This is a genomic window from Spirochaetaceae bacterium (genome assembly GCA_009784515.1).
Lineage (GTDB): Bacteria > Spirochaetota > Spirochaetia > WRBN01 > WRBN01 > WRBN01.
Map to the genome: position 1 here is coordinate 1 of WRBN01000013.1, position 26,736 is coordinate 26,736.

A 26,736-nucleotide genomic window follows, 5' to 3' on the forward strand; every position below is an offset into this window, starting at 1 on the left:
CAGTTTATGGGCTGCGGATTCTAGGGGGTTAAATAACCCTGTGGTATCTAACATTTTTTACTCCTTAAGTAAATAAAATTAAAAGGTGAAAGTCATCTTTCATCTTCCGTTTCTTAACTACGGTTGACTATTTCTTCACTTGAGGAAATATTTTGGAAAATTTTGATATTTTTTAAGGTTGGTTTGGCTAGATAAAATTGCTAGACTAGCTAGCTATCGATAAATACTATTGGGACTATAAAGGGGTAGTTACCAATTTTTAATTCTTACTTCTTAATTTTTAATTTTTATGATAATATTATTTTTATGTACGATGTAGCGGTGATTGGGCTTGGCCCGGCAGGAGCCTTTTTAGCTAAATACCTTAATAAAAATTTAAAGGTTATCGCCATCGATAAAAAATCGCCGGCCGGCGAGGGCGGTTTTTTTAAGCCTTGCGGCGGCTTGTTGGCCCCCGACGCGCAAAAATCGCTCTCGATGTTTAACATAACTTTACCTAAAGATATTATCGTTAGCCCGCAAATTTTTAGCGTGCGTACCATCGATGTAAAAAGCGGCCTTACCCGCCATTATCAGCGTTATTATATTAATTTGGATAGGCATAAATTTGACCTTTGGCTGCTGGGCCAAATTCCACAGCATATCGAGGTGCACAGTAAGGCTATAGTTACAGCCGTAAAGCCGGCGAAAGAAAGCTACGAAGTTACCTATCAAGAAGGCCAAACCCTAAAAACCATACAGGCCAAATATATTGTTGGGGCCGATGGGGCTAATTCGCTGGTACGCCGCAGTTTGTATAAAGATTTTAAAATTTATAAATATTTAGCTATCCAGCAATGGTTTAAAGATGTGCATAGCACACCGTTTTATTCTTGTGTCTTCGACCCAGCAACGACCAGCTCTTATGCTTGGGGGCTTACCAAAGATGAGCATTTTATCTTTGGCGGGGCCTTCGATATAAAAACCGGTAAACAAGATTTTGAAACTCTTAAAGAAAAATTAAAACCTTACGGCTTTAAACTGGATAACCCCGTTAAAACAGAGGCTTGCCAAGTGCTAAAACCTTTTGGGCCGCGTAACTACTGTTACGGCCGTAACGGCGCTTTTTTAATTGGCGAGGCCGCCGGCTTTATTAGTCCCAGCTCGCTGGAAGGGATTAGTTATGCCCTTGATAGCGGCTACCTGCTGGCAAAATGCCTTAATAATACCTCTAGAGCGGAACCGAATTGGGCTTACCGTAAAGGCACCCGCAAGATACGGCTTAAACTTTTAGCTAAATATTTAAAGTATCCGCTTATGTATAACCCGCTGGCCCGTAATATAATTATGCAAAGCGGAGTACAGAGTATCCCTATTTTGAGCTAATAGTAACAAGGACCTAAAGTTTTTAATTATTGCTTTTTAATTCTTAATTAATTTAGTGTAGGTTTTGTTTGCTTTTGTGGGCAACCTATGCTATAATTAAACTATGAACTTTACAATAGATGTTAAATGGGACGAAGAAACCGAAAGATGGTGCGCTAGTAACGATGAGTTACCTGTAGCTGCCGATAGTAACAGCTACGATGCTTTAATCGAAAAGGTTAAGGTTATAGCTTATGAAATGCTGGAGGACAACCATAATGGAGCTAAAGCTAACTTATTTTTTGTTAGCGGTCGTGTTGAAGCTTTAAGTTAATTATGAATGGTTATGAAAAATTGGTTAAAGCTATTTTGCTTAAAAATGGCTGTTACTTTGTAAGGAGCAGTAAAGGTAGCCATGAAACTTGGCATAGCCCCATAACTCATAAAAACTTTACCGTTCCTCACACGATAAAACCACGTCATACTGCCAACAAGATTATGAAAGATGCCGGTATTAACCATAAGTTTTAACTATAAAAAAGCCACTCGGCCAAACTTTGCGGGCTTTGGCGGTAAACGGTATATTGCTGTTTAGCCCGGTTAAGTTTTGCGTTAAACTCTTCGGCTTCGTAGATGGAGAGGCGGCCGCAAAGTAAATCGTCTTGTATTAATTTAACAATCTCGCTTAAAAAAGCCGCAAAATAATCATCAAGCTCTTTAGGGTATAAGCTGTATAAGTTTTGTTTAGTTTTATAACCATTATAAAAACTAGCGGCTAACTCGTTTAGGTTAGGCAAAGCCACAAAAAATTGCTGCAAACTGCTGCCGGTTGTTTTAAAGATACGGCTGAGCGCTTCGGCTTCATCGGCTGCACTGCGCTCCGTAAAGTGGTAAGGCCGCACACGGCTCACGATAGTTTCCATCAGGCTTTGCCGTTCTTTAGCGATGAGGATAAAGTATAACTTTTCGCTGGGTTCTTCCAATATTTTAAGCAGAGCATTGCCGGCGGCGACCCCTATTTTGTCGGCTTCTTCGATAATAACGATTTTGTTATTTTGGGCATTACTGCGCGCCCAACTGCTAAGCCGCCTGATTTGCCCGATATTTACCGCATAGTTATCAAGGATACCCGCCAGCTCGAAGGCTTTAGCGTTAATAGCTTCAATTTCATTAGCGAGGTTGGTGGTGTTAGTTAAATCGAGGCTATCCAGCTGCTCGGCCAGCGGCAAGATGAGGGGTTTGGCTTTTTTAAAGCGGCTGTCATCGTCTTCCCATAAAAAACTATCAAAACGGCGCAGTAATTTACGTACGGTACGTTGGTAGAGGATTAACCCTATCGGGCTTTGATTAGCTAAAAAAGTTTCGCCGGTACGTTGTATTTCCGGCTTAAAGTAACGGCTGCCCAGCATAACGGTGTAGGGGCTAAGTAATTTACGGGCGGCGGCGCAGTTGCGGCAATCGCATTGCCATGCGGCCTTTTGGCTGCACGATAATGTACGCGCCAGCTCTAGGGCGGCGGTGAGTTTACCGCTATAACTAGGGCCGTAAAAAAGCATAGCCGGCGCTAATTGGTTAGTGGTGATGGCTTTAGTTAAGCCATCTTTAACACCTTTTTGACCAATGAGGTTAGGAAACACCGGCTATAACCTGCCAGCCGGCTTGTACCTGTGTGGCATAATATAAAAAGAAGTTGGCCAGCGGTGTGGTAAGCCACTGCGGCGCCCTAAAGACCGGGAACATATATATAAAGGTAATTAAAATAGTAGTCCATAAAGCTCCGCTGATGATACCTAAAAAGAGGCCCAAAAAGCGGTCGAGAAAAAGCAAGGGTAAGCGGCGTAAAAAACCAAAAAAGATATGCCGCAGTAAATCCAGCAGCGATAAAGCCATAAAAAAGGTAAGTACATAAGTTAAATTAAGCGCCCAATGCTGGCTGCCAAAAAAGCCCGAGATAGGAGTAAGGATAATTAAACTTAGTACCCAGCGGTGTAATAGGGCCGAGATAATCAGGCTTAAAATAATATTGGCAATATTACCGGCTGTACGCGTTAGTCCTTGCGCTAGGCCGGCGATAACGCAAGCAAGTAAAAAGCCTATAATTAATATATCAACAACCATAATGTTAGCCAGCGGCCTCTCCTTGTAGCTCTTTGATAATTTTATCGGCAATAAAGGCCGTAGAATTTATGGTGATTAATCCGCCAATCGCTTTTTTTAACGCTAAACGCTGGGTTTCATTTTCTAGTAAAGTATTGATGGCAGTTAATAAATTATCGGCGGTAGCCTCTTCGCCGCTTAAAATGAGACACGCTCCGCGTTGTTCAAGCAGTTTAGCGTTACGCAGCTGGTCGCCGCGCATACCCAGCGGGATAAAGATACAAGCCGCCTGCAAGCCGGCAAACTCCCAGATGGCCCCGGCGCCGGCCCGGCTTACCACGACATCGGCCCGCGCAATAAGGTGGGGCAGCTGCTCATTTATATAAGGAAAGGTTTGATAATGCGGCTGCTTACTTTCTTTGTATAAGTTTTTACCCATTTGATGGATAATGGTAGCTTTACCGGCTAACTGCGGGGCGATTTCTGCTATTAAATTATTTACCTGCAACGCCCCCGATGAGCCGCCCAGTGCTAAGATAACTTTATCGTTCTCTTTTAAATTGTAAAGTTGATTAGCTGTATCTGTTTTACCCTGCGCCATAGCTGCCCTAACGGGGTTGCCGCTAACGATGGTTTTATCTTTAAAACTAGGCTTTAAGCTCTCTTTAGTCTCTTGATACGGTACAAAAATAATTTTGGCAAAGCGGGCGGCAAGGCGGTTGGCTAGGCCTAAATCGCTATCACTTTCGTGAATGTACACCGGTATGCCCAGCTTAGCGGCAGCGATGACCGGCGGTACCGTTACAAAACCGCCCTTACTAAACAGTAAGGCCGGCCGTTCGCGCTTTAAAATTTTTTTAGCTTGTTTATAGGCTTTAAATACCCTAAAAATATCGCTAAAATTTTTAAAGCTAAAGTAACGCCGTAACTTGCCGGCGGTTATGCCGTAAAAGGGGAGGCCGGCTGCTTCGGCCAGCTGTTCTTCTACGCCGCCTTTTTGACCAATGTAGATAAAACTTAGGGGCTGGTCGTTAAGGTGGCCGCGCTGCTTAAGTTCCTCTGCTAAGGCGAGTAGGGGGTAAACGTGGCCGGCGGTGCCGCCGCCGGTAAGGGCTATCTTCATGAGGGTAGTATAGCAGGTTTTGAGAGGTGGTGTAAAGGTAACTAGCCGCACTTTTGCTTGTTTTTTTGCTATATTTAAGATATACTCTTAGCGATGAAAGAGGTGGTACGAACCAAGTCGTTTATAAGATGGCTTGCTAAATTAAAAGACCATAAAGGTAAATTTGCCATAGCTAAATATATAGAGTGATTACAAGATGGCCATAGCGGCGATGGTAAATATATTGTTAATGGTAATGGCATTCAAGAGCTTCGTGTTGGGTTAGGCTATAGAATTTATTACATAGAAAGAGACGATGAGATAATTATTTTACTTTTTGGCGGCAATAAAGATAGTCAAACAAATGATATTAAGCAAGCTAAAAAAATATTAAAAGAGCATGAGGAGTAAGCAAATGGAAGATTTAAAGGAAAGAACCGAAGAGCCGGCTGAACTTGGTTTAACAGAAGAAGATTTTGAAGTTGCCAAGTGGGATTTGGCGGAAATAATTAATAGCAAAGAAGATGTTTTGGCCGGTATAGAAGTAGCCTTAGAAGATAACGATTTACGCTTTTTGTTAAAACTTTTTGATGCTTTAAGCCGTAGTAAAAACTTTGAGCAAATTACCCGTGAGCTTAGGTTAAATGATAAAGATGGGCCATTTTTTGCTATTTTTACTAAATTTTTTAAAGGAGCTGGAAAGCCTTTACAGGTAGAAAGGGCTTAAATACTTATCAATTTAACCCCTAAAGCATTTTGTAATTTTTCAATAGTTTTTAGGGTGGCATTATTCTTACTAGGGCTTTCCAGTTTTTGGTAAGCTTGATAGGAAATATTTAGCCGTTTAGCCACATCGCTTTGCGTAAGTTTAGCCTCTTCCCGCACCCAGCGCAGCTTTAAGGCTAGGGCAATGTTGGGCTTAACATTGATGGGGTAGTAACCGGCTTGCCCTTCAAAATTGGTGGGTTTATTAAATTTTACCTCCGGGTCGGGTTCATCAAGCCAAACATTTAAGCATTCTTCGGCCATAGCCAAAGTTTCTTCTAAGGTATCGCCTTGTGTAGCAATACCATTTAAGTCGGGAAATTCTATCCAAAAACCTATTTCGTCTTCTTCGGTCTCATGTAATAATGCGTAATAAATCATATATCCCCCTGTTTAAGGCCAGCTTGTTTTAGTATAGAGTTTTTTAAACCTTTACCAAGTTCGTCTTTACCATGAATGGGTACAACCGTACCTCTTCCATCACTATGTTGCATAACATGATGGCTACCATTTATTCTTACTAACTTAAAACCTTTACTCTCTAAAAATTTAAGCATTTGCTTACCGGTCATACGATAATATACAACTTAAAAGGTGTTTTGTCAAGGGTGAAAAAGGGAGTGCCACAAAAATTATAGTTGACAATATGGGCCTTAATAGGTATTGTAGATTTTAAGGGGTAAATCAGATGAGTGAACAGTTAATACAGACAATTATACCAGCTATCTACTTAATAATAGGTGCGGGGCTTTCAGTTGTTGGTACAATTATAACATACCACTTACAAGAAAAGAGTAAACATAAAGCCTCTAAAAGAGAAAAACTTGAGCAATTAAGTAGAAATTTAACGCATTTATCGATTATGTATGGCAAAATAATTGCCTATATTGAATTTTTGGATAAAGAAATATATGCTGAAAAAATGTATGCTAACATAGAAGATGAAAATAAATTGAGACTAGATTTACTGACACAAGTAAAGATGGTTATTTATTTATATTTTAAGGAAATGAAATCAAGTTTTGATGAAATGAATAAAATAGCAGATAGTATTGATATGCTTTTTGCAACTTACATTAATGACAAAGTTTACAGCTTTGAAGCCATAAAAACTATTATAAGTGATGAAATTAAGAACAATAATGTAAATACTTATAAAGAAAAATTTATTGCTATAGATAAAATAATAAATGAATTACATCATAAAATTGAAACAGCTGCTCAAAAACTTTAAAATACTGTCTTGCCCTCTCTCTCAATCCGTGTTAAACTACCTCAATCAACCTCAAACAAATATTTAAGGAGAACCCCTAATAGCAGGTTTTACCTTTGCCAGCCGCACTAACCTCATCTTTTGTAGCCATATTAATCGCCCCTGCAAAGCTAAAAAATATCTTGACAAATGGCCTGTTCTAAGTTATTATAGGCATATAAAAACTTAGGGTGGCTGTAACCACCCTAAGAAAAATTGAAAACTATATTTAATATAGTTTTTGTGCAACTACGAGCAGTAAAGTTATGACTAACAGTGCTCGTAGTATTTTTTTATCTACACACATTTGCCTACCCTCCAATTAAAATTAGAACGGTACGCTAGCTGTTCGCCATTAGCCATTATGCGGCTAGTTATAGCTTACCACATAAAAATTATTTTAACAATCTGCCCTTGCCCTCCGTGTTAAACTACTTCAATCAACCTCAAACAAATATTTAAGGAAAACCCCAATGATAGGTTTTACCTTTACCAGCCGTACATCTCATCTTTTGTAGCCATATTAATCGTGCAAAGGGTGAAAATATCTTGACAAATGGCCTGTTCTAAGTTATTATAACTATATAAAAACTTAGGGTGGCTGTAACCACCCTAAGAAAATTTTTAACTATATATTTAGTATAGTCGTTGTAGAACTACGAGCATAAATGTCGCAAACAACACGGCTCGTAGTATTTTTTTCTCTACGTTCATGGTACACCTCCAAATTAAATTTGAAGCGGTACGCAAGGCTGTTCGCCATTAGCCGAGAGGCTAATTTTAATTACTATAGCATATAAAAATTATTTTAACAATCTACCCTTGCCCTCTCCCTCAATCCATGTTAAACTACCTAAAACAACCCCAATAATATTTAAGGAGACACCCTAATGGTCGATTTTACCTTTGCCAGCCGCACCAACCTCATCTTTGGTGAAAAAAAGATTGAAAAACTCAAAACTTACCTACCCAATAACGCCCGCGTGCTATTTTTATATGGCGGCGGCAGCATTAAAAGCAACGGCATTTACGAGCGCACCAAAGCTGCCCTAGAAGGACTGCACTTTGTGGAGTTTAGCGGCATAGAGCCCAACCCACATTACGATACCTGCATAAGAGCGGCCGAAGTTATTAAAAAAGAAAAACTTAACTTTGTGCTCGCCGTAGGCGGCGGCAGCGTAATGGACGCCAGCAAGTTTATTGCCTTAGCTGCCAAGTATGAAGGCAATGATGCGTGGGAAGATATTATGAATAAGCGCGTGCATATTGTGCCCGTAGAGCTGGGTGTGATTGCTACTTTGCCGGCCACCGGCAGCGAGATGAACAACGGTTTTGTAATTAGTAATATTGAGTTAAGTAAAAAGCAAGGCTGCGGCTCGCCGTATACGGTGCCGATGTTCGCTATTTGCGAGCCAAGCTGCACCTTAACCCTAGACCAACGCCAAACCACCAACGGTATTGCCGATAGCTTTGTCCATGTAACCGAGCAATATTTGGTGGGTCGTGAAGGCACTTACCTGCAAGACCGCTGGGCCGAAGGCGTGCTGTTAAGCCTGATAAACGATAGTGCGCCGGCCCTAATGAAAAACTTAGGCGATTTAGAAGCCCGCCGCAGCTTAATGTTTGCCGCTACTATGGCCTTAAATGGGTACATCGGTATGGGTGTGGGCGTGATGGATTGGGCTACTCATATGATTGGGCACGAATTAACCATCTTGTACGGTGTGGATCACGGCCAAACTTTAACCGCTGTGTTGCCTAGTTTGCTGCGTGTGCAATTTGATATTAAAAAAGAAAAGCTGGCCGTTTACGGCAAAAATGTTTTTGGTTTAAGTGGCAGCGAAGACGAAGTGGCTAAAAAAGCTATCGAGGCTACCGAAGAATTTTTTAGGTTTATTAAAAGCCCGGTACGTATCAGCGAATGCGCCGCTATCGCCGCCGATGCGCCCGAAGTAGTTAGCCGACGTTTTGCCGAGCGCGGCGCTTTGCTGGGGGAAAAAGGCAGCATAAACGCCGCTAAAGTAAAAGAGATATTGCTGTTAGCGCAGAAATAAATTGTACTTAATAAAAACCTCACTTACTTGGTGAGGTTTTTTAAAATTTGTGGTTAATGCCGGCCTCTTTCATAATACCGTTGGCGGTATGGCGTTTAGTTATCTTCCCATCAACGGTAATGTTACGGTTAGTGATGGGGCTATGCCAAATATCATGGTCGCCTTTGCCATGCCGCACAAAATAGCAGCCATTTTTAAGCAAAAGGGTTCTCACTTTCTTTTCGTAATTATCCATTAATATTATCTTAAAGTTTCTGTCCGCTCACTTACAAAGTGTAACTTAGCTTTAGCTCCATTATGGTTATCTTCTAACATTTCATAGGCCATAACCTTAACTTTTTCAATTAAAGCATCATAGCTATTACTTTCGGTGGCTACGGGTAGCTCGTCATTAATGGCGTACCAGCCATTGGTTTCTTCGTCCCAATCAATTTTTATCGTAAAGTCCATAAGTTAATTATAGCACAATTTAAAGGTTAAGGCAAAACTTTTGTTAACAAAATAGCCAGTAAAAACTAAAACCCTGCAATACAGGGCTTTAGTTGTAGTTGCTACATTAAATTTAAAACAAACCCGGTCCAAGCGGCAATAAACTCTAAAAAGGGATTTTCTTCGGCTATTAATTATTATCTAGTACTTATTATTTTCTTATTAATCTCTGGTATAAAAGAGTAACTGAAAGTTTACAGGGTCAAAAGGGGTGCTTAAATCGCTAAATTGCACCAAATAGTTTTGGTGGCTAAAAATGGCAAAGTTCCCGCTGGCTACTTGCTCACGAATGCTGGCTATTTGGTTTTGTGTGTTTTCAATCCTAGTATCAAAGTGGTCGTTTACCATTTGGTGCTCTTCTTCCGGCATGTGCTCTAAATAAAACTGGCGTTCGGCGTTCATAGCCTCTATGTTGGTAGTAATAAATTCCATCGCAAAGCTGATAGCTTCTATCTCGGTAAAAATAGAAGACAAATGGTTAAGCAGTTCGGTTTTATCACCGCTGGTGATGGTAAAGGCAATAAACTCTACCATACCATCGGCGCCGGCATTAAAAATTAAATCGCCGGTTTGCCCTTGCCAGCGGATATTATCATAAATAAACAGTATGCTGGAATCTCGGGCATTAATTTCGCTGGGGATACCATCACTGTTTAGTATGGCCGTTAAAGGGTCGCCAATGGCACCGTTAAAAGGCAAAAGGCTATTATTGCTATTGCCGCAAGCTGCTAAAATTAAGGCCATAATAATGGCTAAGGTTTTTAACATAAAAATCTCCGTTTTCTTTATATTTTGTTATTCTATCTTAAAGTTTATCTTTTTACAAGAGGCGTAAAAAATAGGCAACAGGTAATAACTTATAGTTAATAAACGCCGCCAAAGGCGGCTTCCTTCGGTTATTACCTGTTAATTATTACCTATTACCTCTTTGTTATTACGTATAATTAAGCAATTATTCAGTTTTTTAAAAAATACATAAAATTTCTTTAAAATTATATTGAGTTATTTTTAAGCTGTGCTATAATAAACAAAGGGGTACCAATATTATTAACGACATAAGTAGTTTGTTTGCTCTGGCTAAAGCTAAAAGTGGCGGGCGTATCAGTGTAAGTGCGGCGCACGATGAACACGTACTGGAGGCTGTGCACGAAGCTAAAAAGATGGGCCTTGCCGATTTTACCTTAATTGGTGATGAAGTTAAAATTAAAGCTATCGCCGAAACCTTTAAAATTAACTTAGCCGATTTTGAGGTGATTCACGAGGCCGATGTGGCTGCTTCGTGTATAATGGCGGTAAAGTTGGTGAGCGAGGGCAAGGCCCATGCCGTAATGAAAGGGCTTTGCGATACCTCTGTTATTATGAAGGCGGCGCTGAATAAAGAAGCCGGTATACGTACGGGCAATTTGCTTTCGCACTTGGCGGCCTTTAAGGTACCCAGCTACCCTAAATTGTTATTTGTAACCGATGCCGCCATTAACATAGCGCCCGATTACCAAGCTAAGCGGCATATCTTACAAAATGCCATTACGGCGGTGCAAAATTTAGGGATACCGGAGCCGAAGGCGGCTTTGCTGGCTGCTAAAGAAAAGGCCGATGAAAAAATGCCGGTAACGCTAGAATATGTTAAGCTGGTAGCAGAGGCTAAGGCCGGCGGCTTTAAAGGGGCTATTATTGATGGGCCGCTGGCCCTAGATAATGCCGTATCACGCGAAGCTTGCGCTATCAAAGGCATTAACAGCCCGGTGGGCGGCGAGGCCGATATTTTATTTTGCCCCGACATCGAGGCCGGTAATATTTTGTACAAAGCCTTAAACTTTTTAGCGGCTGCTCAAAGCGGTGGTGTGGTGGTAGGGGCTAAAAGGCCGGTTATTTTAACATCGCGGGCCGATAGTGTAGAGAGTAAGCTTATCTCTATCGCTTTGGGTGTGTTATTTTAAGCCGCTTGCGGCCTTTAGGGGAAAGCATTTAATTTTAAATAAATCTGTCATTGCCAGCGGCAGCGAAGCAATCCAGTTAAATATAATTTTTTACAAAGGATATAAAAAATGAAGTTACTCATTATCAACCCCGGTTCTACCTCGACAAAAATTGGTTTGTTTGAAGAAGATAAAGAGTTATTTAGTAAAAATTTACAACACGATATGGCCGAGCTGGCTCAGTTTAAAGAGCTAACGGACCAATACGACTTTAGAAAAGAAGCTATCTTAAATTTTTTAAAAGAAACCGGCGTGGAGGCCGGCGAGTTAGCGGCGGTCGTAGGGCGCGGCGGGCTGGTTAAACCGCTGGCCGGCGGTACTTACACCATTAACGAAGCCATGAAGCGCGATTTACACAAAGGATTACAGGGTATTCATGCCAGTAATTTGGGTGGTTTAATTGCCGATGAAATTGCTCAAACCATTGGCAAACCTTCCTTTGTGGTAGACCCTGTAGTGGTAGATGAGCTAGACGATGTGGCCCGCTTAAGCGGCCACCCGCTACTTAAGCGGCGTTCTATTTTTCATGCTTTAAACCAAAAGGCAATGGCGCGGCAATATTGCCGCGAGCATAACGTTAAGTACACCGATGTTAATTTAATTGTAGCCCACTTGGGCGGCGGTATTTCGGTGGGTATTCATCATAAAGGGAAGGTGGTAGATGTTAATAATGCCCTTGATGGCGAAGGGCCGTTTAGCCCCGAACGTTCGGGCGGTTTACCGGCCGGTGATTTGGCCCGCTTAAGTTTTAGCGGCAGCTATAGTCTTAAGGAAATACAAACGATGATTACCGGCAAAGGCGGTATGGTGGCTTACTTTAACAATAACAACATAAGAGAGCTGGAAGAACAAGCTTTAGCCGGTAATAACGAAATTAAAACCGCCATCGATGCGATGGCCTATCAAGTGGCCAAAGAAATCGGGGCGATGGCTGCCGTTGTTAATGGTAAGGTAGATGCCATTATCTTAACCGGAGGTATTGCCCATAGTAAATACATTACCGGTGGTATAACCGAAAAGGTTAAGTTTATTGCCCCTGTCGTGGTGCAGGCCGGCGAAGACGAGCTAAGGGCTTTAGCGCAGGGAGCAGTAAGGGTGCTAAAGGGCGAAGAAGAAGCAAAAATCTATTAATTAAAAATTCTTAATTGATAGTTATTATTTTTTTTTAAAGGAGACAGCGATGGATAAGTTTGGTTACATGGAAAAGTATGGTTATGAACAACTCTGTTTTTTTCACGACAAAAATACAGGCTTAAAGGCTATTACCTGTATTCACAACACGGTACTCGGGCCGGCTTTAGGCGGTACCAGAGTGTGGGATTACGCCGATGAAGAAACGGCGGTAGAAGACGTGCTGCGCTTAGCAAAAGGCATGACCTACAAAAGCGCAATGGCCGGCCTAGCTTTAGGCGGCGGTAAAAGCGTAATTATTGGCGATGTTAAAGCTATACGCAAAGACCCGGCTAGGCGTGAAGCTTTTTGGCGAGCCTTTGGCCGTTACATTGAGGGGTTAAATGGCCGTTATATTACCGCCGAAGATGTGAACACCAGCACGCAGGATATGGTGTATATTAACGAAGAAACCGATAACGTGGTGGGCTTGCCCGGCCGTAGCGGCGACCCATCGCCTTACACCGCGCTCGGTGTGTTTAAATCGTTATTGGCTACCGCTAAATTTGTTTACGGCAGCGATGATATTAAAGGTAAAACGGTAGCCGTGCAGGGGTTAGGCAACGTGGGTTACTACCTGTGTGAGTTTTTACACAAAGCCGGCGCTAAACTTGTAGTTACCGATATTGATGCCGACCGCGTTCAACGTGTGGTAAGCGAATTTGGGGCTAAAGACGTTGGTCTAGAAGAAATTTACGGCGTAGAGTGCGATATTTATGCCCCTTGCGCTTTAGGAGCTACCATTAACGATAACACCATTCCGCAATTAAAATGTAAAGCCGTTTGCGGCGGGGCTAATAACGTGCTTAAAGATGCGCCGGTACATGGCAAAGCTTTGCAGGATAAAGGAATTACCTATGCTCCCGACTATGTAGCCAATGCCGGTGGCGTAATTAACGTTTTTCACGAGTTGCAAGGTTATAACCGTGAAGCTGCCGTGCGTGATATAGAACGTATTTACCACCGCATGCTCGATTTACTAACGATGGCTAAAGAAAAAAATATGTTGCCGCACGAAACTGCCGATTTAATGGCCGAACAACGTATAGAGTATATTAAAAATACCAAAGCTATTTATTTGCCTAATAGAGGCTGTTGTTAGTTAAAAAGTGAAAACTGAAAGGTGAAAGCTGTTGTTTGTTATTGTAAACGGCAGCAAGTGTGGCATTAGGCAATTCATTTTCACCTTTCAATTTTTAACTTAATAAGGAGTTTTTTAATGTCTAAACAAAATAGAGTAACCTTCGAGCAAAAGCTGTGTAAAGGTTGCCAGTTATGTATCCCGGCTTGCCCGCAAAAAATTTTAGCCCTCGATATGGCTAAGGTTAATGCTAAGGGTTATAACCCGGCTTATTGTACCGATATGGCTAAATGTACGGCTTGCGCTATGTGTGCGCGTATCTGCCCGGATAGTGTCATTACAGTGGAGAGTGATGTATAATGAAAGCATTAATGAAAGGGAACGAGGCTATTGTTGAGGCCGCTCTTAAGGCCGGCTGCAAAGCTTTTTTTGGCTATCCCATAACCCCGCAAAACGAAATACCCGAGCATATGTCGGCCATTATGGAAAAAAGCGGCGGCCACTTTGTGCAGGCCGAAAGCGAAGTAGCCGCCATCAATATGGTGTACGGTGCGGCAGCGGCCGGCATTAGGGTAATGACCAGCAGCTCATCGCCCGGTATGGCTTTAAAACAAGAAGGGATTAGCTATTTAGCTGGGGCCGATTTACCGTGCGTTATCGTTAATATTTCGCGTGGCGGGCCGGGTTTAGGCAGTATTTTACCGGCGCAAGGCGATTATTACCAAGCGACGCGCGGCGGCGGTAACGGCGACTATCACTTGCCGGTATATGCCCCAAGCAGCGTGCAAGAAGCCACCGATTTAACCCAAAAGGCTTTTAATGTGGCCGATAAATACCGCACGCCGGTAATGATTTTGGGTGATGGTATCTTGGGCCAAATGATGGAGCCGGTAGAAATTAAAGAAATTTTGCAAGAAAAAACCGATAAAAGCTGGATAGCTAACGGCGAAGCCGGCAAACGCGGCAGGCGCAATATTATTAACAGCTTAAGTTTAGTGGCCGAGCAGCTAGAGCAAATGAATGTAGACCGCTTTAAACGTTATGCCCAAATTGAGGCTAACGAAGAGCTGGCCGAAAGCCGCGTGAGCGAAGGTGATGAAGTAGTGATTGTAGCTTACGGAATACCGGCACGTATCGCTTTAAATGCCATAGAAGAACTTAAAGCGGCCGGTGTTAAAGCCGGGCTTATCCGCCCTATTACTTTATGGCCCTTTCCTAATAAAAGTTTTGCTAACCTGCCTAAAAGCGTTAAGGCCTTATTGGTCATCGAGTTAAATATGGGGCAAATGGTGGGCGATGTTAAACTGGCGGTAGAATGTAAATACCCTGTGCACTTTTTAGGCCATACCGGCGGGGTTATTTTTGAGCCCGAAGAAATTGCGGCTAAGGTGCAAGAAATTTTGAGGGAGGCTAAGTAATGGCAAAAGTTATTTATGAAAAAAGTAAAGGGCTTACCGATTTTCCGCTTACTTACTGCCCGGGCTGTACGCATGGTATTATCCACAAGCTGGTGGCCGAAAGTTTGGTCGAGCTAGGTGTCCTAGACAGAACGGTATTAATAGCCAGTGTGGGCTGTAGCGTAATGGCTTACGAGTTTTTTAACTGCGATGCCATTCAGGCCGCGCACGGCCGTGCGCCGGCAGTGGCCACCGGCGTGAAACGCGCTAACCCCGATGCCGTTGTTTTTACTTATCAAGGTGATGGCGACTTAGCCAGTATCGGCACCGCCGAAATTATTCATGCAGCGCATAGGGGCGAAAATATTACCGTTATTTTTGTGAACAACGCTATTTATGGTATGACCGGCGGACAGATGGCGCCAACCACCCTTATTAACCAAAAAACCAGCACCTCACCTTATGGCCGCGCAGCTAATAATCAGGGGTTACCTTTTAAAACCAGCGAAGTATTGGCGCAAATTCCTTCGTCCACTTATATCGAAAGAGTGTCGTCGCATAGTGTGCCGCATATTTTAAAGGCCAAAAAAGCTATTAAAAAAGCCTTTCAAAACCAAATAGAGGGCAAAGGTTTTTCGCTGGTCGAGGTCCTTTCCACCTGTAACATTGGCTGGGGTATGTCGACTTTAGATTCTTTAAAATTTGTGGAAGAACAAATGATACCGTACTTTCCGCTGGGTGTTTATAAAGATGCGGGAGGAGACAAATAATGACTAAAATAATATTTTCGGGTTTTGGCGGGCAAGGCGTTTTAACGCTAGGCCAAATTGTAGCTACCATTGCGATGAACAAAGGCAAAGAAGTTACGTGGATGCCCAGCTACGGCCCCGAAATGCGCGGCGGTACCGCCAACTGTAGTGTTATTATTGCCGATAAAGTAATCGGCTCGCCTATTGTGGCCAGCGGTATCGATATTTTAGTGGCTATGAACGGCCCTAGTATCGATAAGTTTTTGCCAAAAGTAAAAAAGGGCGGCCTTGTATTTGTTAATAGCTCGGTTATTAGCCAAAAAATTGCGCGTGATGATGTTACGGTGGTAGCCATAGATGCCACTAATATTGCCAGTCATTTAGGTAATTTAAAGGTGCAAAACATGGTTATGCTGGCAGCTTTTTTAAAGGCCGGTACCCTGTTTACCATTGATGACATTGGGCAGGTGCTGGAGCAAAAATTTGGGGCTAAATACCCAAAGCTTATCCCTTTAAATATGGAAGCCGTGAAAAAAGGACTGGAGTAAACAGGGGCTTTGCCCTCTGTTTACTAGGTAATAATTACCAGTTAATAGTTAAAGGAAGAAGGTGGCCAAGATTTGCATCTAAGCCACCTTCTAGTTTAAGGAGAGGAGTGAAAAGCTAACAAAAATATTTAATTAGCCAACACACAGCATTATACCTTGTGGCTAAGCTATTAACAACCAGCTAATGGCTACAAATGTGTTAAAAATTTATGGCTGTTAGCAATGATAGGGTATTTTTGAAAAAAATGAAAAAATGCTGTTAAAAAATGCTTTAATAGAGTATACTATAAGTAAAATGAGTTGAAGAGGAGGGTAATATGAATACTAACGATAAATTAGCTGCATTTGGCAAAGTAGATAGCATTGATTTTGCCATTTATCTAAATCAAAAAGCTCGTGAACTTGGCAAAGAACCTAATGTAACTAAAATACAAAAATGGCTTTATATTTGTTATGGCCTTTACTTTGCGGCTTATAATGAGCAACTTCTTACAGAAAGACCAAAAGCTTGGGATTACGGCCCGGTATTTCCTCGTGTGCATAAAAAACAACTTAAAAATAAGGGTAGTTTAAATAATGTAAAGCTTAGCATGCTTGAAGAAGAACTTAAAAAATATAATGATGTTATTGAAGGTACTCTAAGAGTTTTTGGCGATTGGACAGCGAGTGAGCTTGTTAATTGGACACATGAAAAAGGAACCGCATGGGATAAAACCTATAATTTATTAGAAGCAAAATATGCTCCAATGGATAATTATGATATAATGCTCGATTTTAAAAAGGTATTGTCAAATGAATCATGAAAACGAATTTGGCAAATTTACTAGCGGAAAATCCAATATTAGTGATAAGATAGGCGATGACCCTGATTATGGGCGTAAAGAAGCCATTAAGAATGCAGGACATAAAACTAAGCTACTGCTTCATAGGATACATAAGATAGCCATAATATTTATATTAATTTTTCTGCCTATTTTGTTCCTTTTTATTTTACCGGTATCAGAGATGACTTTTGGAGATGATAAAGCTCAGCCGTTCTTTCAAAGATGGAGTATTGCTTTTTTATCTACATCGCGTACGGCAGGCATAGCGTTGGCTACAGTAATTATGGCAGACTTATTAAAAAAGTTTTTTGATTTTGCCAAAAAATATGCTAATAATGAAGATAAGTAATAAATGCAAATTTTTCTTATTAGTAAGCAGAAAATAATATGATAAATATTTGCAGCCTTAACCACTTTATAAAGGCCACAAGTGGCTTAAAATCCCCAATCCAAATGAGCGCCGGTTATTTTAGGTACTAAAACATTGCCGCGCTTTAAAATAAGGCTAATAATAACGGCTCGCCGTTCAAAGGGGCTAATAACTACCCAGCGCGGCGTAATACTGGCCCAGCCGCTTTGTAAAGTGCCGCTGGCGACACTTTTTACGGCATTTCCCCTAAAAATAACTATTTGATAACTGGTGGCGCCCCGCATTTCTACCCTAAAGTTAATGTTGTTAAGGGTAAAACCCAGCGCCTCAGCGCGGCCGGGATTGGTTACAATGTTATGGCGGTTAAGGGCGGCATTAATTTGTCCTTGCCGGTTATCTCTAAAGTTAATGGGCTCGGTATGGCGTTCTTCTAGGATAAAAAGTACTTCATCGCTTACGGCGTTAATAATAACAAAACCATAATCGATAGCGGCGGGGTGAGTAGCCGTGTAAAGATACGCAAAGTTACCGCTGTGCGACCAACCTACTCCCTCGATAATGATATTAGCATTATCTAAGTTATGGTTAAATGTTACTCCATAAAGAGGGTTTATTAAAAATAAAAATATTATTAATAAAATTAAATTATTAACTCTCAACGTTTAGTTCTCATCTATTAAAGTAAGGCTCTTTAATTTAAAATTTTTTTTTAAAAGAGCAAGCAGCTGCGGTTGCTTAGGCCAGCTTTGCCGGTAAACTTGCTCGTAGTTTTGGCTGGCTATAAGCTTAAGTTCATTATCGGTAAAAAAAGCTTGCGGTAGTAGCCCATTAAAATGTAAAAAATAAATTAAAAAACAGGGTAAGATATTGGGTTTATTTGCCTCGAGGGCCGTAAAGAGCGAGTTATATAAATTAAAAAAACGCTTATCACCCCCACCGGCCCAACTAGTGATGATAGCCTCGCTAAAAAAAGAAGCCAAATAAAAATTCTTTAAAGTAGGCAAATTAAAGTGGTGGCTAAGTTTTACATCGATGATATTTAAAAAATCGCCTTTTTTTTCTAGTTTAATCTCAGCCAAACTATAGGGGTTACTCAGGGCTGCTCTGCGGCCGGTAGCCGCCCCAAAGGCCGTCGCCCATATTAAGCCTTGCTCTTTGCTCAGTAAAGCTAGGCGGCGATTAGTTTTACCGTTATCTTGTTTGTAAAGTATTAAGGCGGTATCGTTAATATCCATAAATAAATTATTGATTACGCGCCGTTAGTTCTAGTTCCAGCTCAAATTCTTCCCCATCACGCCAAATGGTGGCCGTTATACGGTCGCCGGGCCGGGTTTCTTCTAGGGCCGTAAAATAATCGCTGGGGCGGCGCATCTCAATACCATTAAGTCTTAAGATAATATCTCCGCCTAAGTTTACGCTGCGCCCCGAAACACGTACGGCCGAGCGTGGATTGCCGCCTTGCAGGCCGGCTCTGGCCGCCGCTCCGTTGCGGGTTACCGATGACACCAGCAGTCCCTCGCTGATGGGTAAGCGGGCAAAACGGGCTAACCCGGCGCTTAAAAAGATGTAATCTATATCCAGTCCGCCGCGCCTAACTTCGCCGTAGAGCATAAGGTCGCCTAATACACGTAAGATGGTGCTGCTGGGCACGGCAAAGCCGATACCCACCGAGCCGCCTGAGGGCGAGTAAATCATGGTGGCCATACCAATAACTTCGCCGCTGCTGTTAAGCAAAGGGCCGCCGCTGTTGCCGGGATTAATGGCGGCATCGGTTTGAATCATATTCTGAATAATCGTACCGCCTATGCCGCGTAAAGGGCGGCCTAAGCCGCTGATAATACCGGTGGTTAAGGTGCGCTCAAAGATAAAGGGGTTGCCAATGGCGAGTACCCGCTGGCCGACGCGCAAATTTAGGCTGTCGTTAAAAGTTAAGGTGGTAAGCGGCAGGCCGTTGCTGTTAAAATAGACGAGGGCAATATCGTTTTCGCTGTCGCTGCCGATTACCTCGCCCTCAAATTGGCTGCCATCGGCAAGGCTGACAAAAACCCGGTTAGCCCCCCTAATAACATGGTAGTTAGTAAGAGCATAACCGCGTTCATCGATGATAAAACCGCTGCCGCTGCCGCCGCTGCGGGGAACGGCCTCAAAAAACCAGTTGTAACTAAGTACTTCGGTACTAATAAAAACAACGGCTTCGTTGTGGTTATTGTAAATGGTTATGTTATTAAGTTCGTCATCGTTAAAGTACCGCCCTTCGCCGCTGCTAACGGTAATGTTAAGACCGGGACTTTGCATAAGGCCGGGCAAGGGCGGCGCACTTTGAGCCGTTAGTTGTAAACGCCCGGTAATTAATAATAAAATGACTACTAAAGTTACACTAAGCAGGCACAAAAAGCTTACTTGCTTAGCGCTATAATAACGCACCATAAGTTATAATATATCATAAGGTAAAGTAATTTACTACCGGTAGAGCTATCTTTTTTTATCTAGTTTATTTAGGCCGGCAGCTCCTTTGCTTAAGGCCTATTGCCGCAGCTTAAAAATAGCTGGATATTATAGCTATATTAAGCGGTATAACTAAACATTTAAACCAAAGGCGGTACTATGGCTAACTATCTTTATCTTAACGCTAAATTAAAAGAAAGGTTATCTAAAAGAATATCTCACCACGAGTTAATCCAGCTGGCCAATGCGCCTAATTTTAATATAGCTTTAAAGTTATTAGAAGACGGCTACTACGCCAGCTACGCTAAAACCTACCGTAAAGAAGGCAGTTTTGCCAAAGCTGAGCTGGCTTTACTACAAGAAGAGATTAATTTGTTTAAAGATTTACAACCGGCTTTAGCCAGCTATTTGGTTAAAGCCTTGCTTACCGGCTTTGAAGTAGATAATTTAAAGATGGTAATTAATTTATGGTTTAGCCAAATGGTTTTTAAAAAACCTTTAAACGGCAAAACTTTATTTTTAGAGGACCTTATTTTGTGGCCAATCCCTTACAATCAGTTATTAAGCGCCGGCAGTTTAGCCAGCTTTAGCCAGCTGCTTAGTTATACCCCTTACGGCCAAATTATTATGGAGACGGCTAATAAAAATAGCTACCAAATTAACTTAGAGCTCGATAGGTTTTTCTTTAGTAAGTTATTATTAGCCATTAACCAACTAACCGGTACCGGTAGGTTAGCGGCCGGCCGGTTTTTAAGCAGCTGGCTAGATTTTGAAAATTTAATTAACGCCGTCAAGCTGCGTACCTCTACGGTCTTAATTTTAGAAGAGCTTTATTTAGAGGGCGGTAACTTAACCTTAGATAATTTAAAGGAGTTATCGGCTTACGATATAAAAATTATTAATTATCTCAAGGTAAACTATCATCTTAATAATCCGCAGCTAGAGTATAATATAGTTAGTTTTATAGAGGCCGCTAAAACGAGTGTTTTAAAGGAGCAAGCAATTAATATGCTGGCCGATAAAAAAGCCAATGTAACCAGCGTAATGGCTTATTATTGGCTGGTTTTAGCCGAGTTTAAAGAAATAAAAACTATTTTACAACACCATTATTACCAAAGTTAAAACAAAATAATTAATTTTGAAAGATAACATTAGATTTTTTTTAAAAAAATATGAAAAAAAAGTTGCTAAATTTGTACCTTCGTGTAATACTTAACAAAGGGGAAAAATGTACAGTAACAACGGCAAACTAATGGTATATCTTGATGGCAGTGAGGAAGCTTATATTGCTTTGCTGCATGCCATCTATTTAGCTAAAAGGTATTCTTCTACGCTTTATGGTATTAGCAATGTTAATACGATGGCGCTGGAAGAATTGGTTAAGGCCGGTATTTTACTGGAGAGCGAGCGGCAGGAATATCAAAGTAATATCAATGACGATGCCGATAGGCATTTGGCCCAATTTACCGAGCTGAGTAAGCTTAAAAACATCAGCAGTATGGCCATTAAGGTAAAAGGCAATGCCTCTTTAAATATTAATGCGGCGGTGATAAAGCACCAAGTAGAGCTGTTGGTGGTAGGCGAACTAAAATACCATAAAAGCGCCTATAACGAGGTGGAGCACATTATTAAGTTGGTTCCTTGCTCCACCATTATTGCTAAAGATAGCGAACGTATTAAAAAGTTTTTTTATGCGGTTTAATTGGCTGGTTTTGCAGCTAGACAATAACCGCATGTTAGTGTTATAATTATAGTTTGTCATCTAATTTTAAGGAGAAGAAGATGGGGATCTTAGCTAATCTTACCGAAAAAAATATTAAAGTGCCTTTGCTGGCGGCCACTAAAGAAGAGGCCTTGCACGAGCTGGTTACGGCCTTAAGTAAAAATGTAGCCATTAGTAATGTGGCAGAGGCCTACGAAGCGGTGCTTAACCGCGAAAAGCAAGGCAGCACCGGGCTGGGCGAAGAAATAGCCATTCCGCACGCTAAAACGGCGGCGGTAGAAACTATCGAGATAATGGTAGGGATTTCGCCTAAAGGGATTAACTTTAATAGCCTAGACGGCCGGCCGGTTAAAATGTTTTTTTTAATTTTGGCCAATCCCAACTATGCTTCGGCCCACATTGAGGCGTTAAGCGAAATAGCTAAAGCTACTCGTAATAAAGTTTTTTGCCGTGATTTAATATCGGCTGCCAATGTGCAGGAAGTTTTAACCGTTTTTAACAATGCCAAATAGCCTTTATTACAGTTTATGGCAAGGGTCTCTTACGGCAAAGGACTTTAAAAAAGCTACCTTTTTTTTAGATACTTTAGCTGTACTCAATTTGCCTGTGCATTACCGTTATGCGGCCTTAAAAGCTTGTGCTAATTTAGATGGAAATGCAGATGAGCAGCTGGCCGCCGGCTTTTTAGTGGCTTTAGTGTTTTATAACTATAGCTTAGGCAGCTTAGCTCTGCCTGCCGCTAAGGTAACAACTTTAGCGGAGGAATGGGTAGCCGCCTTAACGTTAAAACTGGCCATAGCCCAAGATGTTACAGATGACCAATCGGCCGAGCAGCTGAGTTTAATGACAGAGCTAACTAAGCTGACGCAATCCAAGCTAAGCGACCTTTTAGCCGGCAACTGGCATAAATTGCCTTTATTTATGGATAATAAAGGCTTAATTTACCTGAGCGGCCATCGGCATTTTGAAGAAGAGTTAAAAACTAATTTATTAAATTTTTTAAAAACCGATAGTTTATTGCTGATGAATAACGGTTGGCCGGCCGGCTTAAGTAACAGCTTAGCCAACAGCCGGTTAGTTAGCGATAAAGACGACCCGCAGGCCCTTTACCACAAAATTTTTGAGGCTGTTCCCATTATTTTGGCCTATAAATTATTAATTTTAACCGGCGGGCCGGGTTACGGTAAAACAACGGCGCTTAGTTATATTATCGAGGGGTATCTGCTGGCTAACAGCAATAAAGATTTGGCTATTTATCTTACAGCCCCTACCGGGCGGGCGGCCAGCCGTATGGCCGAAGAATTACAGCGCAACGAGGCCATCAAACCTTACATTAAAGCCACCGGCACTTTGCATAAATTGTTGGGTTATAACCCCGGCGACGCCGGTTATTATTATAACGAAGAGCATAAACTTAAAGCCGATTTAATAGCCATTGACGAAAGCAGTATGCTCGATTTTTATTTGTTTAACGCCCTGCTTAAGGCCTTACCGGCCGATTGCCGCCTCATTTTAATTGGCGATGCCAATCAGCTGCCCAGCGTTGGGGTAGGGGCTATTTTAACCGAGCTATTGCACAGCAAACCGTTGCAGCCGCAAGTGGTTAGCTTAACTAAATGTTACCGCTCCGATAGGCAAATCCTTAACTTTGCTACGGCTGTGCTTGGCGCTAAGCCGGCCGCTATTAAAGCCGCTAAAGAAGAGCTGGTTAATACCCAAAGCGATAAAGTTACTTTTTATAATTTTAACCAATTAAATTATACTATTTTTATTAAGCAACAGGCCGATTATTATAAAAATTTATTTAACGATACTCAATCTCATAAGTTGTACGAAGCTTTGGCTAAATTTATTATTATTACCCCTTTGCGGAGTGATGGCCTTTATAGCAGCGATAACTTAAACACAGCCATCAGTGAGGGTATTAATAAAAAAGATATTTATACCGGGCTACCCATTATGGTAACGGCCAACCTGCCTAACCTCGAGCTAAATAACGGCGACCGAGCGGTCATCATAGAACAAGACGGCAGCTATTTAGCTTGCTTTGGCGATAAAGTTGTCCCTTTGGCGCTTATTAACCACTGGCAGGTGGCTTACGCTATTACCGTGCATAAAAGTCAGGGCTCCGAGTTTAACGAGGTTTGTTTGGTTATTCCTTACGGCAGTCAACGCTTGTTTGATAATAAATTATTTTACACCGCTTTAACAAGGGCTAAAACTAAGGTGCGTATTTTTGCCGATGACGAAGAGCTTATTAATGTTAAAGCCGGCCGGGCCAGATACTCAGGCTTATTTGCTAAAAATTAGTAGTTTTTAAGAGCCTCCTTAATATAGTGCAATTCGTAAAATATTGCACTATATTATTTTATTATTCGTCTATAAAAGTTTTATTTTGAGTGTTATAATACTTTACAAAAAGTGATTATTGATATATAGTCTTTATAAAAGTACGTACTAAAATTTCAAAATATATACTTATTAAAGTATAAGGAGAGTATTATGTTTAAAAAATTAATTATTGTATTATTAATAGCGATTGCCTCTTTGGGATTGGTGGCTTGCGCTCAAGATAACGATAATACCGGTTACGCCGTTGTGTTTCAGGCCCTTTTAAGTACTGAGAGTGAAGCGCATTTTATGAGTTCGGCCCAATTTGATGCAGCTAAAGATGCGATTAATGCCCGTGTTGCCGAGCAGGATAACTTTATGGGTATAACTTGGTATGGAATGGAAGTTACCAGCGGTACTCTTACCATCAATTACGAAGGAGGCAGTGTTACTCTTACTCCGCTTAATGGGGAGTTTGACCTATTCAGAGGTGATAAGAGCAGAATTAGAGAGATTCTTAGAGATGAAGGCCATAATATAAATTAAAAGGTTTTTAATAGGGGAATACATCTTTCTTTAAAATTATTTAACTCTTTAGGGCCATAACTTTTTTGTTTTGGCCTTAAGTTCTTAGCGTTTTCCCCTAAATTTAACATTAAGTTACGTTCCAATAATTTTTTTTTAAGCAGTTCGCTCCTTAGTTGCTCGCCTAAATGGTTTACGGCTAAAACTTTTTTTTCTTCTAATTTTTGAGCCAATAATAAATCTAAAGTAAAAACTAAATCTTCTTCAGTAATGTGGGTAATGATATAATTATCGGCGCTTTCTTTTTGGCTGCTGGTAGTAATTTGCCGGCCATAGCTCATCGGCCGGCTAAAATGGTTGGCCACTAAATATAAGGGCAGCTTTAACTTGGCGGCTTCATCTGCCAGCCAGCTTACGGCCAGCTGCGGAAAGTTATCGGCATCAATAAAAAGCTGTTTCATAGCTATCTATGCCAAAGTTTATTCAAAATCGGCGGCATCGGCTAGGGTTAAAGCGTCTACGACTTCGGTTAAATCGCCGTTCATCACTTGGTCTAGTTTGTACAGCGTTAAGTTAATACGATGGTCGGTTACCCGGCTTTGTGGAAAGTTATAAGTGCGTATACGCTCGCTGCGGTCGCCGCTGCCCACTTGGCCTTTACGGCTGTCGCTGCGTTCTTTGTTTTTCTTTTCGTTTTCGGCCTCAAAAAGGCGGCTGCGTAAAATGCTCATGGCTTTTTCGCGGTTTTTAATTTGGCTGCGGCTATCTTGCATAGCCACCACCACACCGGTAGGAATGTGTGTAATACGCACGGCGCTATCGGTTTTATTAATGTGCTGGCCGCCGGCCCCGCTGGCGCGGTAGGTGTCTATGCGTAAATCTTCTTTGCGTATTTCAATATCGGTTTCTTCGGCTTCGGGCAGGACGGCTACGGTGGCGGCGCTGGTTTGCAGGCGCCCGTTGCTTTCGGTTACCGGGATACGCTGCACACGGTGCGCGCCCGATTCGTACCGTAGTTTGCCATACACGCCATGCCCGGTAATGCTAAAAATAACTTCGCGAAAGCCGCCAATCTCGCTTTCGTTTACATCGATAAGCTCATATTGCCAGCCCATATTTTCGGCGTAACGGGTGTACATTCGGTAAAGGTCGGCGGCAAAAAGGCCGGCTTCTTCGCCGCCGGTACCGGCGCGTATTTCCATAATAATATTTTTACCGGCTAAAGGGTCGGGCGGGATAAGCAGTAACTTTAAGGCCTGCTCTTGCTGCTCTAGGCTCTGGTTAAGCTCGGCTATTTCTTCTTGGGCTAAAGCTTTAAGCTCGGTATCTTCTTCGCTTTTGGCATACTCTTCGGCGCTGCTTAATTTTTGAGCAGTTTGGGTATAGTTGTTGTAAGCCGTTACCACACTCTCAATTTGGGCAAATTCTTGACTGAGGGTTCGGTAGCGTTTTATGTCTTTCACCACATTGGGGTCGCTAAGTTCGGTGTTTAGCTCGCGGTGGCGGGCTAAAAAAGGCTTAATTTTTTCATTAATGTTTTGCATGGCTGTTAGCAGTATACCAAAGGGTGTAATAATTTACAAGGGCAGGCCTATGGTTTCTTCATAATATAGGGAGTGTACAAAAGCTGTCTAAACTGTTAAAATAAATGAATGGAAGAGAGCAAAAAAATGATATGCCCTAAATGTGGAGAGCAAACTGGGCAAATGAAAAAAGGTTTTACGAAAGCTGGAAGTCAGAGATTTCTATGTTATATATGTAAGCATACATATACTCCGATTAAGAAAAAATGGATATACAGCGAAGAAGAAAGAAAAGAAGCCAAAAAGCTTTATTTTCTAGGGAATACAGGTAGAGGGGTAGGAAAATTTTTTAATATGCACCAATCAAATATATATAGATGGCTTAAAGAGGAGGAGGTTATTAAAAAAAAGCCATAAAAAGGTACAAAAGAGCCGTAAAACCAAAAGAAAAGCTTTTGAGCTTGATGAATTGTATTGGTTTATAGGTACAAGAAAAGGTTACGAGAAAGGCATAAACACCTATATTATGACAATGGTTAGCAGAGAGCCTAGGCAAATATTAGGTTTTGAAGTTGGTACATCTGTTAATGTAGGGCAAATTCAAAAGATTGTCGATAGCACATATAACGCAAGTAATTATTACACAGATGGTTGCCCTGTTTATCAAGCTGTGGACTTCTTTAAGGGTAAACTTATACAAAACATTAATGATAAAAGTGATACTTATATTATTGAAGGAACTAATGCAGATATAAGGCATTATGTGGCGGGATTTAGGCGAAAAAGCAGATGTTTTTTTAGAAAAGAGGAGACGTTAAAAGTCGTACTTTGTATATTTATAGATGCCTATAACAAGTTTGGGGAAGCCAAATATAATTTCTTTAAAGAAAGACCTTACCTTAATCCTAAATATTATCGTGAATTTAAGTTTTCTCTTATTGATTTTCTTTAGGCACTGTTTGTACACTCCC

Annotated in this window: 35 protein-coding genes; 22 read left to right on the forward strand and 13 right to left on the reverse strand. The window is 41.5% G+C overall.

What is annotated here, in order from left to right; translation table 11 throughout:
• Nucleotides 1-306: 306 nt before the first annotated feature.
• The 3 genes from FWE37_02705 to FWE37_02715 all read left to right on the forward strand — a co-directional run bounded on the left by FWE37_02705 (nucleotide 307) and on the right by FWE37_02715 (nucleotide 1,875).
• Nucleotides 307-1,365: an FAD-binding protein gene (locus FWE37_02705; protein ID MCL2519900.1), complete on the forward strand. Its 1,059-nt coding sequence runs from the start codon at nucleotides 307-309 to the stop codon at nucleotides 1,363-1,365.
• Nucleotides 1,366-1,468: 103 nt separating this feature from the next.
• Nucleotides 1,469-1,678, forward strand: coding sequence for a DUF1902 domain-containing protein (locus FWE37_02710; GenBank protein ID MCL2519901.1), 210 nt, complete (start codon nucleotides 1,469-1,471; stop codon nucleotides 1,676-1,678).
• A 2-nt stretch (nucleotides 1,679-1,680) separates the two neighbouring features.
• Complete coding sequence (locus FWE37_02715) at nucleotides 1,681-1,875, forward strand: type II toxin-antitoxin system HicA family toxin (GenBank protein ID MCL2519902.1); 195 nt, start codon at nucleotides 1,681-1,683, stop codon at nucleotides 1,873-1,875.
• On the opposite strand, the gene FWE37_02720 is transcribed toward FWE37_02715, so the two are convergent.
• The 3 genes from FWE37_02720 to murG are packed head-to-tail and all read right to left on the reverse strand — an operon-like array spanning nucleotide 1,872 to nucleotide 4,564.
• Nucleotides 1,872-2,981, reverse strand: a complete 1,110-nt coding sequence (locus FWE37_02720) for a hypothetical protein (protein ID MCL2519903.1) — start codon at nucleotides 2,979-2,981, stop codon at nucleotides 1,872-1,874. The two genes, FWE37_02715 and FWE37_02720, sit on opposite strands and share 4 nt — an antisense overlap.
• Nucleotides 2,971-3,462 (reverse strand): CvpA family protein, encoded by a 492-nt coding sequence (locus FWE37_02725; protein MCL2519904.1) that lies wholly within the window; start codon nucleotides 3,460-3,462, stop codon nucleotides 2,971-2,973. The genes FWE37_02720 and FWE37_02725 overlap by 11 nt, the downstream gene beginning before the upstream one ends.
• Nucleotides 3,463-3,466: 4 nt before the next feature.
• Complete coding sequence (murG, locus tag FWE37_02730; protein MCL2519905.1) at nucleotides 3,467-4,564, reverse strand: undecaprenyldiphospho-muramoylpentapeptide beta-N-acetylglucosaminyltransferase; 1,098 nt, start codon at nucleotides 4,562-4,564, stop codon at nucleotides 3,467-3,469.
• A 394-nt stretch (nucleotides 4,565-4,958) separates the two neighbouring features.
• Between murG and FWE37_02735 the strand changes: the two genes are divergently transcribed.
• Entirely contained in the window at nucleotides 4,959-5,270 is a 312-nt protein-coding gene (locus FWE37_02735; GenBank protein ID MCL2519906.1) for a hypothetical protein, read from the forward strand.
• On the opposite strand, the gene FWE37_02740 is transcribed toward FWE37_02735, so the two are convergent.
• Both FWE37_02740 and FWE37_02745 read right to left on the reverse strand, forming a co-directional pair.
• Nucleotides 5,267-5,689 carry a type II toxin-antitoxin system HicB family antitoxin gene (locus tag FWE37_02740; protein ID MCL2519907.1) on the reverse strand — a complete coding sequence of 141 codons (423 nt, stop codon included), beginning with the start codon at nucleotides 5,687-5,689 and terminating at the stop codon, nucleotides 5,267-5,269. The two genes, FWE37_02735 and FWE37_02740, sit on opposite strands and share 4 nt — an antisense overlap.
• Nucleotides 5,686-5,880 carry a type II toxin-antitoxin system HicA family toxin gene (locus tag FWE37_02745; protein ID MCL2519908.1) on the reverse strand — a complete coding sequence of 65 codons (195 nt, stop codon included), beginning with the start codon at nucleotides 5,878-5,880 and terminating at the stop codon, nucleotides 5,686-5,688. The genes FWE37_02740 and FWE37_02745 overlap by 4 nt, the downstream gene beginning before the upstream one ends.
• A gap of 116 nt (nucleotides 5,881-5,996) precedes the next feature.
• Here FWE37_02745 and FWE37_02750 point away from each other — a divergent pair, with 116 nt between their 5' ends.
• Together FWE37_02750 and FWE37_02755 are read left to right on the forward strand one after the other, a co-directional pair.
• Nucleotides 5,997-6,542 (forward strand): hypothetical protein, encoded by a 546-nt coding sequence (locus tag FWE37_02750; GenBank protein ID MCL2519909.1) that lies wholly within the window; start codon nucleotides 5,997-5,999, stop codon nucleotides 6,540-6,542.
• A gap of 908 nt (nucleotides 6,543-7,450) precedes the next feature.
• On the forward strand, nucleotides 7,451-8,614 hold the full coding sequence (locus tag FWE37_02755) for an iron-containing alcohol dehydrogenase (GenBank protein MCL2519910.1): 1,164 nt from the start codon (nucleotides 7,451-7,453) through the stop codon (nucleotides 8,612-8,614).
• Nucleotides 8,615-8,654: 40 nt separating this feature from the next.
• On the opposite strand, the gene FWE37_02760 is transcribed toward FWE37_02755, so the two are convergent.
• The 3 genes from FWE37_02760 to FWE37_02770 form a co-directional block, all read right to left on the reverse strand.
• Complete coding sequence (locus FWE37_02760; protein MCL2519911.1) at nucleotides 8,655-8,849, reverse strand: type II toxin-antitoxin system HicA family toxin; 195 nt, start codon at nucleotides 8,847-8,849, stop codon at nucleotides 8,655-8,657.
• 5 nt (nucleotides 8,850-8,854) lie between these two features.
• Nucleotides 8,855-9,064, reverse strand: coding sequence for a DUF1902 domain-containing protein (locus FWE37_02765; GenBank protein ID MCL2519912.1), 210 nt, complete (start codon nucleotides 9,062-9,064; stop codon nucleotides 8,855-8,857).
• Nucleotides 9,065-9,265: 201 nt separating this feature from the next.
• Nucleotides 9,266-9,871: a hypothetical protein gene (locus tag FWE37_02770; protein ID MCL2519913.1), complete on the reverse strand. Its 606-nt coding sequence runs from the start codon at nucleotides 9,869-9,871 to the stop codon at nucleotides 9,266-9,268.
• 296 nt (nucleotides 9,872-10,167) lie between these two features.
• Between FWE37_02770 and FWE37_02775 the strand changes: the two genes are divergently transcribed.
• The 9 genes from FWE37_02775 (at nucleotide 10,168) to FWE37_02815 (ending at nucleotide 17,197) form a co-directional block, all read left to right on the forward strand.
• Nucleotides 10,168-11,040 carry a bifunctional enoyl-CoA hydratase/phosphate acetyltransferase gene (locus FWE37_02775; GenBank protein MCL2519914.1) on the forward strand — a complete coding sequence of 291 codons (873 nt, stop codon included), beginning with the start codon at nucleotides 10,168-10,170 and terminating at the stop codon, nucleotides 11,038-11,040.
• A gap of 108 nt (nucleotides 11,041-11,148) precedes the next feature.
• Entirely contained in the window at nucleotides 11,149-12,210 is a 1,062-nt protein-coding gene (gene buk, locus FWE37_02780) for a butyrate kinase (GenBank protein MCL2519915.1), read from the forward strand.
• Nucleotides 12,211-12,259: 49 nt separating this feature from the next.
• Nucleotides 12,260-13,351: a leucine dehydrogenase gene (locus tag FWE37_02785; protein ID MCL2519916.1), complete on the forward strand. Its 1,092-nt coding sequence runs from the start codon at nucleotides 12,260-12,262 to the stop codon at nucleotides 13,349-13,351.
• A 117-nt stretch (nucleotides 13,352-13,468) separates the two neighbouring features.
• A complete protein-coding gene (locus tag FWE37_02790) occupies nucleotides 13,469-13,690 on the forward strand; it encodes a 4Fe-4S binding protein (protein MCL2519917.1) in 222 nt (73 codons plus the stop codon).
• On the forward strand, nucleotides 13,690-14,748 hold the full coding sequence (vorB, locus tag FWE37_02795; protein ID MCL2519918.1) for a 3-methyl-2-oxobutanoate dehydrogenase subunit VorB: 1,059 nt from the start codon (nucleotides 13,690-13,692) through the stop codon (nucleotides 14,746-14,748). Before FWE37_02790 ends, vorB begins: the two co-directional genes overlap by 1 nt.
• Nucleotides 14,748-15,497 carry a thiamine pyrophosphate-dependent enzyme gene (locus FWE37_02800; protein ID MCL2519919.1) on the forward strand — a complete coding sequence of 250 codons (750 nt, stop codon included), beginning with the start codon at nucleotides 14,748-14,750 and terminating at the stop codon, nucleotides 15,495-15,497. The genes vorB and FWE37_02800 overlap by 1 nt, the downstream gene beginning before the upstream one ends.
• Nucleotides 15,497-16,024, forward strand: coding sequence for a 2-oxoacid:acceptor oxidoreductase family protein (locus tag FWE37_02805; GenBank protein MCL2519920.1), 528 nt, complete (start codon nucleotides 15,497-15,499; stop codon nucleotides 16,022-16,024). The genes FWE37_02800 and FWE37_02805 overlap by 1 nt, the downstream gene beginning before the upstream one ends.
• 317 nt (nucleotides 16,025-16,341) lie before the next feature.
• On the forward strand, nucleotides 16,342-16,827 hold the full coding sequence (locus tag FWE37_02810; GenBank protein MCL2519921.1) for a DUF4065 domain-containing protein: 486 nt from the start codon (nucleotides 16,342-16,344) through the stop codon (nucleotides 16,825-16,827).
• On the forward strand, nucleotides 16,817-17,197 hold the full coding sequence (locus FWE37_02815; protein ID MCL2519922.1) for a hypothetical protein: 381 nt from the start codon (nucleotides 16,817-16,819) through the stop codon (nucleotides 17,195-17,197). Before FWE37_02810 ends, FWE37_02815 begins: the two co-directional genes overlap by 11 nt.
• Before the next feature lie 86 nt (nucleotides 17,198-17,283).
• Here FWE37_02815 and FWE37_02820 read toward each other — a convergent pair whose 3' ends face one another.
• The 3 genes from FWE37_02820 to FWE37_02830 are packed head-to-tail and all read right to left on the reverse strand — an operon-like array spanning nucleotide 17,284 to nucleotide 19,645.
• Complete coding sequence (locus FWE37_02820; GenBank protein ID MCL2519923.1) at nucleotides 17,284-17,877, reverse strand: hypothetical protein; 594 nt, start codon at nucleotides 17,875-17,877, stop codon at nucleotides 17,284-17,286.
• Nucleotides 17,878-17,880: 3 nt separating this feature from the next.
• Nucleotides 17,881-18,453, reverse strand: a complete 573-nt coding sequence (locus FWE37_02825; GenBank protein MCL2519924.1) for a recombination protein O N-terminal domain-containing protein — start codon at nucleotides 18,451-18,453, stop codon at nucleotides 17,881-17,883.
• A gap of 7 nt (nucleotides 18,454-18,460) precedes the next feature.
• The gene (locus tag FWE37_02830) at nucleotides 18,461-19,645 is read right to left on the reverse strand and encodes a trypsin-like peptidase domain-containing protein (GenBank protein MCL2519925.1); all 1,185 of its coding nucleotides are present in this window, start codon (nucleotides 19,643-19,645) and stop codon (nucleotides 18,461-18,463) included.
• A 177-nt stretch (nucleotides 19,646-19,822) separates the two neighbouring features.
• Between FWE37_02830 and FWE37_02835 the strand changes: the two genes are divergently transcribed.
• The 5 genes from FWE37_02835 to FWE37_02855 all read left to right on the forward strand — a co-directional run bounded on the left by FWE37_02835 (nucleotide 19,823) and on the right by FWE37_02855 (nucleotide 24,263).
• Nucleotides 19,823-20,785 carry a V-type ATPase subunit gene (locus tag FWE37_02835; GenBank protein ID MCL2519926.1) on the forward strand — a complete coding sequence of 321 codons (963 nt, stop codon included), beginning with the start codon at nucleotides 19,823-19,825 and terminating at the stop codon, nucleotides 20,783-20,785.
• A gap of 106 nt (nucleotides 20,786-20,891) precedes the next feature.
• Nucleotides 20,892-21,365: a universal stress protein gene (locus FWE37_02840; protein ID MCL2519927.1), complete on the forward strand. Its 474-nt coding sequence runs from the start codon at nucleotides 20,892-20,894 to the stop codon at nucleotides 21,363-21,365.
• Nucleotides 21,366-21,445: 80 nt separating this feature from the next.
• Nucleotides 21,446-21,898, forward strand: coding sequence for a PTS sugar transporter subunit IIA (locus FWE37_02845; GenBank protein MCL2519928.1), 453 nt, complete (start codon nucleotides 21,446-21,448; stop codon nucleotides 21,896-21,898).
• On the forward strand, nucleotides 21,888-23,696 hold the full coding sequence (locus tag FWE37_02850; protein MCL2519929.1) for an AAA family ATPase: 1,809 nt from the start codon (nucleotides 21,888-21,890) through the stop codon (nucleotides 23,694-23,696). The genes FWE37_02845 and FWE37_02850 overlap by 11 nt, the downstream gene beginning before the upstream one ends.
• A 192-nt stretch (nucleotides 23,697-23,888) precedes the next feature.
• The gene (locus tag FWE37_02855; protein MCL2519930.1) at nucleotides 23,889-24,263 is read left to right on the forward strand and encodes a hypothetical protein; all 375 of its coding nucleotides are present in this window, start codon (nucleotides 23,889-23,891) and stop codon (nucleotides 24,261-24,263) included.
• Here FWE37_02855 and FWE37_02860 read toward each other — a convergent pair.
• Together FWE37_02860 and prfA are read right to left on the reverse strand one after the other, a co-directional pair.
• On the reverse strand, nucleotides 24,260-24,703 hold the full coding sequence (locus tag FWE37_02860; GenBank protein MCL2519931.1) for a DUF188 domain-containing protein: 444 nt from the start codon (nucleotides 24,701-24,703) through the stop codon (nucleotides 24,260-24,262). The two genes, FWE37_02855 and FWE37_02860, sit on opposite strands and share 4 nt — an antisense overlap.
• A gap of 18 nt (nucleotides 24,704-24,721) precedes the next feature.
• Nucleotides 24,722-25,786 (reverse strand): peptide chain release factor 1, encoded by a 1,065-nt coding sequence (gene prfA / locus FWE37_02865; protein ID MCL2519932.1) that lies wholly within the window; start codon nucleotides 25,784-25,786, stop codon nucleotides 24,722-24,724.
• 108 nt (nucleotides 25,787-25,894) lie between these two features.
• Here prfA and FWE37_02870 point away from each other — a divergent pair, with 108 nt between their 5' ends.
• A complete protein-coding gene (locus tag FWE37_02870; GenBank protein MCL2519933.1) occupies nucleotides 25,895-26,182 on the forward strand; it encodes a hypothetical protein in 288 nt (95 codons plus the stop codon).
• Between the two features lie 115 nt (nucleotides 26,183-26,297).
• A complete protein-coding gene (locus FWE37_02875) occupies nucleotides 26,298-26,717 on the forward strand; it encodes a hypothetical protein (GenBank protein ID MCL2519934.1) in 420 nt (139 codons plus the stop codon).
• Nucleotides 26,718-26,736: the final 19 nt, after the last annotated feature.